The organism is Cyclobacterium xiamenense (genome assembly GCF_900109255.1).
Taxonomy (GTDB): Bacteria; Bacteroidota; Bacteroidia; order Cytophagales; family Cyclobacteriaceae; genus Cyclobacterium; species Cyclobacterium xiamenense.
Genome location: NZ_FNZH01000002.1, coordinates 564,590 through 576,129 on the forward strand (window position 1 = coordinate 564,590; position 11,540 = coordinate 576,129).

General features: G+C 50.8%; 9 protein-coding genes. All 9 read left to right on the forward strand.

Going from position 1 to position 11,540, the window contains the following annotated elements; all coding sequences use genetic code 11:
• Window positions 1-100 precede the first annotated feature (100 nt).
• The 9 genes from BMW71_RS07200 to eboC all read left to right on the forward strand — a co-directional run bounded on the left by BMW71_RS07200 (window position 101) and on the right by eboC (window position 11,538).
• Complete coding sequence (locus tag BMW71_RS07200; protein WP_394333681.1) at window positions 101-2,740, forward strand: c-type cytochrome; 2,640 nt, start codon at window positions 101-103, stop codon at window positions 2,738-2,740.
• A 77-nt stretch (window positions 2,741-2,817) separates the two neighbouring features.
• Complete coding sequence (locus BMW71_RS07205) at window positions 2,818-3,615, forward strand: 3-keto-disaccharide hydrolase (RefSeq protein WP_092172772.1); 798 nt, start codon at window positions 2,818-2,820, stop codon at window positions 3,613-3,615.
• A gap of 105 nt (window positions 3,616-3,720) precedes the next feature.
• Window positions 3,721-4,788 (forward strand): aldose 1-epimerase family protein, encoded by a 1,068-nt coding sequence (locus tag BMW71_RS07210; RefSeq protein WP_092171470.1) that lies wholly within the window; start codon window positions 3,721-3,723, stop codon window positions 4,786-4,788.
• A 34-nt stretch (window positions 4,789-4,822) separates the two neighbouring features.
• Window positions 4,823-6,028, forward strand: a complete 1,206-nt coding sequence (locus BMW71_RS07215) for a cupin domain-containing protein (RefSeq protein WP_092171473.1) — start codon at window positions 4,823-4,825, stop codon at window positions 6,026-6,028.
• A gap of 170 nt (window positions 6,029-6,198) precedes the next feature.
• Window positions 6,199-7,230 carry a sugar phosphate isomerase/epimerase family protein gene (locus tag BMW71_RS07220; RefSeq protein WP_092171476.1) on the forward strand — a complete coding sequence of 344 codons (1,032 nt, stop codon included), beginning with the start codon at window positions 6,199-6,201 and terminating at the stop codon, window positions 7,228-7,230.
• A 51-nt stretch (window positions 7,231-7,281) separates the two neighbouring features.
• Window positions 7,282-8,436, forward strand: a complete 1,155-nt coding sequence (locus tag BMW71_RS07225) for a Gfo/Idh/MocA family protein (protein ID WP_092171478.1) — start codon at window positions 7,282-7,284, stop codon at window positions 8,434-8,436.
• A gap of 288 nt (window positions 8,437-8,724) precedes the next feature.
• Window positions 8,725-9,612: an EboA domain-containing protein gene (locus BMW71_RS07230; RefSeq protein WP_092171481.1), complete on the forward strand. Its 888-nt coding sequence runs from the start codon at window positions 8,725-8,727 to the stop codon at window positions 9,610-9,612.
• A gap of 106 nt (window positions 9,613-9,718) precedes the next feature.
• On the forward strand, window positions 9,719-10,630 hold the full coding sequence (locus BMW71_RS07235) for a TatD family hydrolase (RefSeq protein ID WP_092171483.1): 912 nt from the start codon (window positions 9,719-9,721) through the stop codon (window positions 10,628-10,630).
• Window positions 10,631-10,638: 8 nt separating this feature from the next.
• Entirely contained in the window at window positions 10,639-11,538 is a 900-nt protein-coding gene (gene eboC / locus BMW71_RS07240) for a UbiA-like protein EboC (RefSeq protein WP_092171486.1), read from the forward strand.
• Window positions 11,539-11,540: the final 2 nt, after the last annotated feature.

Genomic DNA, 11,540 nt, shown 5'->3' on the forward strand with positions numbered 1-11,540 from the left:
GATTTGGGTTAATTTTAGAAACGTTTCTCCGGTAAGGAAATTACCTTGCCCGAAGGACAAAGTGCCAATTAATAATAACGATATGTATACCAAAAACTCAATGAAAAACTGGCTGATGGCTGCATTGGTGCTCCTGATTGTGGGCGCATGCGGTGAAGGCGGTGGAGAGCAAAAAGAGGTGGATCCCAAGGTGGCCAAGTTGAAATTGCCTTCTGGCTTCGAAGCGGAACACCTGTACAGCCCCGGTGAAAACGAGCAGGGTTCCTGGGTAGGCATGACCTTTGATGACAAGGGCAGGCTACTGACGGTTGACCAGTACGGTGCGATTTACCGGCTGGAGGTTCCAGCCATAGGTTCCGACTCGCTGACACCCAAGGTGGAAAAACTGATTGTTGGAGAAAATGGAGACGACAAGATTGGCATGGGCTACGCCCAGGCCCTGTTGTACGCCTTTAACAGCCTGTACGTGATGGTTAATCACCGGGCAAACGATGACTTTGACAAGAGCACGGGTATTTACCGGCTACAGGACACCGATGGAGACGATCAATTTGAGACCATTACCACGCTCCGTGAATTTACAGGTAGTCCCGGGGAACACGGCCCCCATAGCATGGTGGTATCCCCCGATGGTGGGTCCATTTACATCGTGGTCGGAAACCATATCGATGTACCGGAGATGGACCACTACCGGATTCCCAGGGTTTGGGAAGACGATAACCTGATCCCTGAAATAAAAGATCCCAGAGGGCACGCCAACAGCAGAGGCGCGCCGGGAGGATGGGTAGCCAAAATTGATCCCGAGGGAAAGCGTTGGGAATTAATTAGTGTGGGATACCGAAATCCGTTTGACATTGCATTCAATGAAGTCGGTGATTTGTTTACCTACGATTCCGATATGGAATGGGATTTTGGTATGCCCTGGTACCGGCCTACCCGAATCAACCACGTAACCAGCGGCAGTGAGTACGGCTGGAGAACGGGCAACAAGAAATGGTCGCCCGACTACACGGATAATTTGCCGGCTGTTCTTAATATTGGTCAAGGGTCTCCTACCAACGTATTTTACGGAACGAATGCCAAATTTCCCTCAGATTACCGAAATGCACTGTATGCCTTTGATTGGAGTTTTGGCATCATGTATAAAATTAACCTTACACCTGAGGGAGGATCCTACGCCGCCACGGGTGAGGAATTTATTTCCGGATCGCCGCTACCACTTACGGATGGCGTGATCGGCCCGGACGGGGCCCTGTATTTCATGACCGGCGGAAGACGATTGCAATCCGATCTGTACCGGGTTCACTATACCGGAGATTTGAGTGAAGACGCCGATGGAGGATTGACCGAGGCCGATTTGCCGGAGGAACATAAAATCCGAAGAAGCCTGGAAGCCTATCATGCCGGTCCGCAGGCGGGTGCCATCGATTTTGCATGGCCTTACCTGAAACACAAGGATCGGTTTGTCCAATACGCTGCACGTATTGCCGTAGAACAGCAGCCGCTTTCCGAATGGCAAAGCAAAGCACTGAGCGAGACCGATCCAAGGACCTTGACTCAGGCCATGATTGCGCTGGCAAGGCACGGCAGTGCTTCTCAACGAAACGCCATGTTGCAAGCCTTGATGGGTATCGACTATGCCGGTTTGAACGAAGAAGACCGATTGAACCTTTCCCGAGCATTTGAAGTGGTTATCGCCCGGCATGGAAGCCCTTCTGGCGCCGTAAGGAACGAGTTGATCAGCTACCTGGATGCGCATTTTCCTGCGGAAAGCAATCGGCTAAACCGCGTACTGGGCAAGGTAATGGTTGCGCTAGAGGCCCCCTCTGCCGTGCCTCAACTGCTGAGCTTGCTTGAAACGGCGGAAGACGATCCAAATTTTCAGAAGACGCTCACTGCTTCTTCGGATTTGATCATGCGAAACCCCCAATATGGATTGGATATTGCTAACATGCTGGCGAATGTTCCCCCGGCACAGCAGACCTATTATGCCACCGTTTTGGGCGGCGCGAAGGCTGGATGGGACGAGGAGTCGTACGAAAAATATTTTAACTGGACGCACAATGCCTTTCAATACAAGGGAGGAAGAAGTTACGTTGGGTTTATCGACCGGGCGAGAAAAATGGCGTTGAGCACCGTTCCGGAATCGAAAGTCAATTACTACGACGAACTTTCGGGAGGCAAGATGCTTACCGGTTCAGGTAACGACATCGCGGTTTCGGAGATTCAGCCCGAAGGCCCCGGAAGGAGATGGACGGTTGAAGAGGCGGCGCCTCTTGTGGAAAATCTCGAAAACCGGGATTTGGAAAAAGGAAAAGCCATGTATGGGGCTGCGCTTTGCGGATCTTGCCATGCCATTGGTGGCGAAGGGGGAGCCGTGGGACCGGATTTGACCCAATTGGGTACCCGCTTTGCACCGAAGGATATCCTGGAAGCCACACTTGACCCGAGTGCCGTGATTTCCGATCAGTATGCGGCGATGGTATTCGTGATGGGGGACAAGTCTTCCGTAGTGGGCAGATTGATTCGGGAAGACGACGAAAACTACTACGTTTCCCAAAACCCCTTTGCTCCGGATGTAATCAAAGAGGTACCCAAGGAGCAGGTCACGAGCATCAACGAATCCGAAGTATCGGTGATGATGCCGGGTTTGGTCAATCGACTGAATGAAGAAGAATTAAAGGACCTGATGGCTTACCTGGTATCTGGAGGGAATCCAAACCATGAAGTGTATCAATAATTAGTGCTACTAAAATGTTTTTTCGGGCCGGGCAGTATTTGCCTGGCCTGAAAATTTTCACCCTAAATCAGCATGTTATGAAGCAACTTACTCAACTAACTTATCTGGCCGTATGTTCAGCCCTTGCCTTTGCTTGTGGATCCGGCCAGCAAAGCGATACCGAAACCGAAAGTGTGGCAGAGGCCATCCAGGTTCAGGATTCCAACGATGGTTTTGTCCAGATTTTTGATGGAACGTCTTTAACTGGTTGGGACGGAGACCCCACGTATTGGCGGGTGGAGAACGGCACAATTGTCGGAGAAATCACCGAAGAGACCAAATTGGACCGAAACCATTTTATCATTTGGCAGGGAGGACAGCCCGCTGATTTCGAATTCAAAGCGGAATTCAAAATCACCGAAGCGGGTAACTCCGGGGTGAATTACCGGAGCGAGCCGGTAGAGGATCTTTCGCATGCCCTAAGAGGCTATCAGGCGGACATTGATGGAAAAAACAACTACACCGGTCAAAACTACGAAGAAAGAAAACGAACGACTCTCGCCTATATCGGCCAGAAAACCAAGATTAATCCGCAAGAAAAGGAAGGAAATCTCCGGGCCAACGTGGAGCGGAATGCCTGGTTGGGATTGGAAGTAGTAGAGGAGCTTGGCGACCGGGAGGAAATGAAAAAAGTGGTTCGATCCAACGATTGGAACGAGATTCACATCGTCGCCAAAGGAAACCGGCTGCAGCACTACGTAAATGGAACCCTCATGAGTGACGTCACGGACGAAGACCCGGCCAACCGATCGATGAAAGGGCATCTGGGCATGCAGGTCCACGTGGGACCGCCCATGCAAGTGGCCTACCGAAACATCTACTTGAAAGAGCTTTGATGTCTCTTTTAACCACGACGTTTTAAGCCATTTTGAAAGGTACCTGAAAGAACAGGATAGTCGAATGGTGCAGGAAATGTATATTGTATCAAAAATAAGCGTATGATGAATTCCGGAAAAAAGCCCTGGACAGGAAAAGTAGGGAATGTGCATCAGGTAGGAGGTATCGAAACGGCCGTTTTGGATAATGGTCCCGGCAGGGGCGTACGGGTGGCCTGGGTGGACACCGGTGCGGGATTACGGTATCAGGTTGTCCTTGACAGGGGAATGGATATTGGAGGTGCATTCTATGGTGCCCATGGACTTGCCTGGCTAAGTCAGGTGGGAATTGCGCCAGCTTCTCCGTTTTCCGACACCGGGATAAATTGGTTGCGCACTTTCGGAGGAGGTCTTTTGACCACCTGTGGGTTGAGTCACGTAGGCGGTCCCGAAGAAGACCAATACGGGCAACGAGGCCTGCATGGAAGGATCTCCAATAGTCCGGCCGAAGTGATTTCGGTAAAGCAGCCCGATATTTTGGGCGGCGATTTTAACATGCACCTGTGCGGCATCATCCGGGAAAGCAGCGTCTTTGGTCCGAATTTGGTATTGAAGCGAACCATTTCAGGGATTTTGGGGCAACCCTACCTGAAGATCGTGGATGAAGTAACCAACGAATCCAATGTGGAAGCGCCGCACATGTTGCTGTATCACGTAAATTTCGGCTGGCCCTTGGTAGATGAAGGGAGCCGCATCGTATGGAAGGGAGCCTGGAAGTCCAGGGATGGGGATCCGGATAACCGGATTTTTTCCGGGAAAAATGATTTCAAATCCTGCCCGCCGCCCATGAACGCACACAGTGGTTTTGGGGAAGACGTGGCCTTTATCGAACCGGAGGTGGAAGCAGACAACCGCTGCCGTGCCGGGATTTACAATCCTTCCCTGGATTTTGCCCTGCGGATGACCTTTGACAAACGGCAATTGCCCTGGTTGGTAAATTGGCAACACTGGGGAGAAAACGAGTACGTGACTGCCCTGGAACCAGCGACCCATCCCCCAATCGGTCAGGCAAAAGCCAGGGAAGAAGGCTCCCTGATTTTGCTTCAGCCAGGAGAAAAGCGCTCTTATGAACTGATGGTGGATATTCTGACCGGAGGAAGTAAGGGGATTAAATCTTTTGTGACCACGAATTAACTAGCATTACTAACGATAAATCAAATTAGAACCTATGAGTTTGGCAAAAAAAGCATTAGAAGAAGGACAGGGTATTTTGCGCCTGGCACCTACTTGGGTACCCAGATCTTTTTGTGTTCCCGGAAGGAGGATAAAGTTACACCCGGATGACTATTACGTATTGGGCGGGGAAAGAGGAGGTATCGACGAACGTTGGCTATCCTCCACCACAGCCGCCGAAAACGGACCGCTGACGGGCGAACACGAAGGCTTGAGTAAGGTAGTGGTTGGGGCCGCTGGCAAAGAAGAGTTGCTATTGCTTAAGGACCTGATCGACGAACTACAGGGAGAAATCATCGGAAGCAGAATATGGGACGAGCACAAAAGCTGGCCCATGTATTCCAAATTTTTTGATAACATGGGGCCCTTGCCGCACCACATCCACCACAACGACGAGCATGCCGCCAAGATTGGAATGAAAGGAAAGCCCGAAGCCTACTATTTTCCGCCACAATTGAACAACCACGGCGGGGATTTTCCCTATACTTTTTTTGGCATCGCGCCTGGAACCACCCGGGAACAAATCAAAGAATGCCTGATGAACTTTACGAAGGGGGATAACAAAATCACCAGTTTTTCGCAGGCCTTTAAATTGGATCCCGGTACCGGATGGGATGTTCCTCCGGGCATGCTTCACGCGCCAGGCAGTATGTGTACGTACGAGCCGCAGAAAGCTTCCGATGTATTTGCCATGTATCAGTCCCTGGTAAACGAAGCCATCATTCCCGAGGAGCTGCTTTGGAAGGGAACACCCAAAGACCGGATTGGTGATTACGATCAGCTGATGGAGGTGATCGATTGGGAACTCAATGTGGATCCCAATATTCTGGAAACACGGTTTATGGCGCCGGTTCCGGTGTCGGATATTGCTGAAATGGAGGCAGCAGGGTACGTTGAAAACTGGATTTGTTACCGTTCGGAAGCATTCAGTGCCAAAGAATTGACCGTAATGCCCGGGCAGACCGTGGTCATCAAGGATCAGGCGGCGTACGGAATGATCATGATGCAGGGACACGGCACCATGGGTGTTTGGGATGTGGAAACCCCTGCGCTGATTCGCTACGGGCAGTTGACCCATGACGAATACTTCGTCACGGAGAAGGCAGCCAGCGAAGGCGTGAAAATAACCAACCATTCCAAAACCGATCCCATCGTAATGCTGAAGCATTTTGGACCCGGCAATCCGGATCTCAACCTGTAATCAGCAGGGTAAAAAGGGGTAGTATCCCCTTTTTTATGGGATTCTTTCCAATATTGTGTAAATTGAAAAGGCGTTCCGGTCGGATGGGTTTCCATCCCTCCCCGTCGGCAGCTTGTCTCAGTTTTAAATTCTGATTTTAATTTATTATTCATAGCTAACAAAATAATCGTATGTCCCAAAATAATTTTCCAAAGTTACACAATGCGACCTGGCCTGGAATCGTAGGTAAAGGTCCGGATTCGGAACCCATCATTTCTTTTGACGAAATGTTGGAAAACACCGCCAAAGCAGAAGTAGACGGCGTAAAGTTTGACGGGGTGGATATCGGTTTGTTCGATCCCCACATCGATTTGGAGATGGACGATGACGGTGTAAAAAAGCTGGTTGAGAAGGTATCTTCCTACAACCTGGAAATCGGCTCCGTGGTCGCTCCTATTTGGTCCGGTCCGATTCTGGGTTCCAAGGAAGATCGTGCCACCTACCTGGATTTGCTTGAAAAATCCTGTAAGCTGGCCTCCAAGCTTCGAAGTGCCGGCATTCGTCCCAATGGTATTGTGCGGATTGACACCGCAAGTAGTCCCGAGCAATGGGCAAAAGACCCGAAAGGAAGTCAGAAAATTATCGTAGAAACCCTAAAGGAAGCCTGCAAAATCGCCGAAAATTACGGCGAGAAGTTGGCCGCCGAAGGCGAGATTTGCTGGGGAGGCATGCACAGCTGGAAGACCATGCTTGAAACGCTGGAGTCTGTAGACAGCCCTTACCTGGGTTTTCAGGCAGACATGGCGCATACCCTGCTTTATACCATGGGCTACAACTATCCCGAACACCGAATTCTTCCCGAAGGATACGATTGGAAAGACAAGTCTGTATGGAAAGCCGCCCTTAAGGAAATGACCGATGCCTTGCGGCCCTGGACCATTGATTTTCACGTTGCCCAAAACGACGCCACCGTATTTGGATCCGGGTCCCACGACAAAACGGGCCGGCATTGCCTGGCCAACGACCCCAACGGGAAACTGGACATTGCCGAGGATGCGGGCTACTGGTTGCGGGATGAGAAAGGAGAACTTACCAAAGCATTCAAGCATATCTGCTGGGATGGGTGTATGTTTCCTAATGCCGTGATGAGCAAGGAGGATACCTGGAATAATATCCTGGCCGCCTTGATTCAGGTTAGAGAGGCACATGGCTGGAAAGCTTAAGTCCGGTTCTTGTTTTGAATAGTTTTCATTTTCCAAACAAAAAATTTAACCATGTCAGAAAAAAAGCAAATACGAATTGGATTAATAGGTACCGGATTAATGGGCAGAATCCATACCAACGGATACAAACGGTTGGGTGATTTCTTTCCAGAGTATGCCTACCGACCGGTACTGCAAGTCGCCTGTTCACGTAGGGAAGAAAAGAGCAAGGCATTTGCCGAACAATGGGGCTACGCCTCCTACGAGACGGATTGGAAAAAAGTGATTGAGCGGGACGATGTGGATGCGGTGGACATTTGTACTCCCAACGATACCCATGCCGAGATCGCGATTGCTGCGGCCAAAGCAGGAAAAATGATTTTGTGCGAAAAGCCATTGGCCCGAACCCTGGAGGAGGCCGAAGAAATGGTGAAGGTAATCGAAGGCGCGGGTGTACGAAACACCGTTTGGTACAACTACCGCAGAGTACCTGCCGTGACCCTGGCCAAGCAACTGGTAGACTCTGGTAAATTGGGTAAGATCTTTCACTACCGGGCGAATTTTCTTCAGGACTGGACCATCAGTCCGGACTTGCCACAGGGGGGAGATGCCCTATGGAGGTTGGATGCAGATGCTGCTGGTTCCGGGGTAACCGGGGACCTGCTGGCGCACTGCATCGATACCGCCATGTGGCTGAATGGAGGCATCAAAGACGTATCGGCAATGACCGAAACGTTCATCAAAGAGCGTGTCCACCAAAGCAGCGGCGAAAAGAAAAAGGTAGGAATTGACGATGCCTGTACGTTCCACTGTCATTTTGACAACGGGTCGCTGGGCTTGTTTGAAGCCACAAGATACGCCCGTGGGCACAAGGCATTGTATACCTTTGAGATAAATGGGGAACATGCGTCGATCCGCTGGGATTTGCATGACCTGAACCGATTGGAGTACTTCGATCATCGGGACGAGTCCATTGTCCGGGGCTGGCGTTCCATTCACGTGACGGATGGCGATCAGCCGTACATGGACCGCTGGTGGATTCCGGGTACCAGCATCGGCTACGAGCATTCCTTTATCCACCAGGTGGCGGATTTCTTCAAGAGCCTGGAAGGAGACGACCCCTGTGCGCCCACGTTCAAGGACGCCTACGAAACCCAAAAGGTTTGCCAGGCAGTGTTGGATTCAGCGGCTTCCCGAAGCTGGAAAGATACCGGTGTGGATTGGTAATCCCGCTTCCATTCGTTCACACGTAACCATTTGGATAAATCCAGGCCAGCAATCCCACAACTGGCCTGGATTTTTTTTTGGACAGTAATCCAGTTTTACTATCCCCTCCGCGGCACAACCATGATTCTTCTCAGTTTCAAAAAATGAAAATGGAATAAGTGTTATATTTACGATGAAATCGAGCATGACGCAAGCGACCCGCGGAGGGATGATTATAAAGCATGCGAGATTCGATGTGGCAACTTAGGGACAATTATAAACACATGAAATAAAAGGAACAAAAACGACATGCAGGACCTTTCTATCACCAGGCATTTTCTAAAGGGAGTTTTATCCGAAACGGCCTCCGCTAGCGCATTGGACTGGCTGGAAGTACAGGAAGAAAAAATCAGGACATCTCCCAACCAAATGAAACTGTTTCTGGCTTTCAGTCAGGCCTCCCGACATTTTCCCAAGGAAGTGGTAAAGCTATCGGAGGAAAAGAATTTGGAAGCACGGAAGATCAGGCACGGATTTCAATTGACTACCTGGACGGCATTGCAAACGGCCAGAACGGTTTTGATCGTTGGCGTGGTATCCGATAAAGACGACGACTGGATTCCGATCCTTGATCGCTTGTTTGAATCAGCGGACATGCACGAGCAAGAGGCGTTGTACGCGGCCCTTCCCCTGCTCCCCTTTCCCGAAAAACTCACCGCGAGGGCAGCAGAAGGAATCCGGACCAATATTACTTCGGTTTTTGATGCCGTCGCCCTGGACAATCCCTATCCTTCCGAGTACCTGGACGAGGCTGCCTGGAATCAGTTGCTGCTCAAAGCCATCTTTATGCAGCGGCCGCTTTACCGGATAGTCGGTGCCGAGGGCAGAGCAAATTTACCCTTGGCCAGGACCCTGGTGGACTACGTGCACGAGCGGTGGTCTGCCGGAAGAAATGTGATACCGGAATTGTGGCGGTTTTTGGTGCCCTTTGTGGACGAGGAAATCCTGGGCTTGCTGGAAAAAGTCCTGGGAGAGGGAACCAACCTGGAAAGAAAGGCAGCCGCACTTGCCTGTTCGGACGCAGATCATCCTGGCTGCCCGATACTGTTGTCAAAATACCCCGATTTGGAAGAGATGATTGCCAGGGGAGTTATTTCCTGGGAAGGTATTGGAAGGGCATTTGACGCGGAAAGGTAGTTTCAGGCCCCATTTTTGCCGTTTCCTTACAAAATGCCCCGTTCACTGGGTATCGTTATGAATTGCATTGAAAAAAGAGTAGGTTAGCAGATAAATTTGTTTAGTTATGATGTACATCGATCCGCATATACACGTGACCTCCCGGACGACAGATGATTACGAAGCCATGCAAAAGGCTGGGATAGTTGCGGTCATTGAGCCGGCTTTTTGGTTGGGCCAACCCCGGACCAAAGTGGGTAGTTTTCAGGATTACTTCAGCAGCCTGGTTGGTTGGGAACGGTTCCGCGCCAAGCAGTTTGGTATCGTTCACTACTGTACCATCGGACTAAATAGCAAGGAGGCCAATAATGTGCCCCTGGCAGAAGAGGTGATGGAGCTGTTGCCTTTGTATGTGGGAAAGGAAGGCGTAGTGGCCATCGGTGAAATCGGATACGACGATCAGACGGAGGCAGAAGACCGATTTTACCGCCTGCAACTGGAACTGGCCAAGGAGGTGGACTTGCCTGTGATGATCCACACCCCGCATCGGGATAAAAAGAAGGGGACCCTTCGCAGCATGGATGTGAGTGAGGAACACGGGCTCGATCCAGGCATGGTGATCGTGGACCACAATAACGAAGAGACCGTCAAGGAAGTGCTAGACCGTGGGTATTGGGCGGCTTTTACCATCTATCCGCACACCAAGATGGGGAGCGAGCGGATGGTGGAAATCGTTCGCCAATACGGTCCGGAACGGATCATTGTGGATAGTGCGGCAGATTGGGGCATCAGTGATCCCCTGGCGGTACCCAAGACGGCAGCATTGATGCTGGAAAAAGGGATTCCCAAGGAACATGTGGAAATGACTTGCTACAAAAATGCCCTGAAGGCCTACGGGCAGAGCGGACAGATGGAGGAAAAAGACTGGTTGGAGAAAGAGCCCATCGATCAAACCAAAAAACACGGGGGCAGCACGGTTTTACGTGGTGGACAAACGCCCAGGGTGGACAACGATTCTTCCAATATCATTGAGAATTAATTAGGTTAATGGCAAACCTCCTTGCGCACATCCGGCTTACACGTCCGGCTAATATCATCACAGCCATCGCGGATATTTTGGCAGGTGCCGCTATTTCAGGTGCCGCCTTTATACTGCTGGAAGAGTCCCCTCTACAGCTTTGGCTGGATCTTGGCTGGCTGGTGCTAGCAACCATTGGCCTGTACGGGGGAGGAGTCGCATTCAACGACGTTTTTGACGCAAAGCTGGATAAGATTGAGCGTCCCGAGCGGCCCATTCCAAGCGGTCAGGCCTCGGTCAGGAGTGCGGCCTGGATGGCCTCTTTATTACTGTTAGGCGGGATTTTGGCCGCGTTTCAAGTTGATTTTACGGGAGGTTTGCTGGCGATTTTGGTAGGCCTGTTTGCCGTTTTGTACGATGCCTGGGGCAAACATAAACGGCTATTTGGCCCCATTAATATGGGCTTGTGCCGGGCGGGAAACCTATTTCTCGGAATGACCCTGATGTCGCAGACCATCCGCGAGTTCTGGTACATCGGCTTTGTACCCCTCGTGTACGTGGCGGCCATTACCATGGTCAGTCGTGGTGAGGTGCATGGCAAGAACAAAAGTGCCCTGTATGGGGGGCTTTTTTTGTATGCCGGTATTGTGGTATTTATCGGAACGTTGGCCTTTTTCCGGCCCAGTTACTGGTTGGAAACGCTGCCTTTTCTGGTTTTATTGACGTATTTTATTTTTCCCCCATTGATAAAAGCGCTGAAAACCCAGGAGCCTGCGCTGATAGGGAAATCGGTAAAAGCAGCGGTACTCGCCTTGATCATTGTCAACGCATCCCTGGCAGCAGCTTTTGCCGGCTGGATGGTGGCGGTAGCAATCCTTTTGCTGTTGCCGGTATCCTTGCTTCTGGCCAGGGTATTTGCTGTAACCTGATG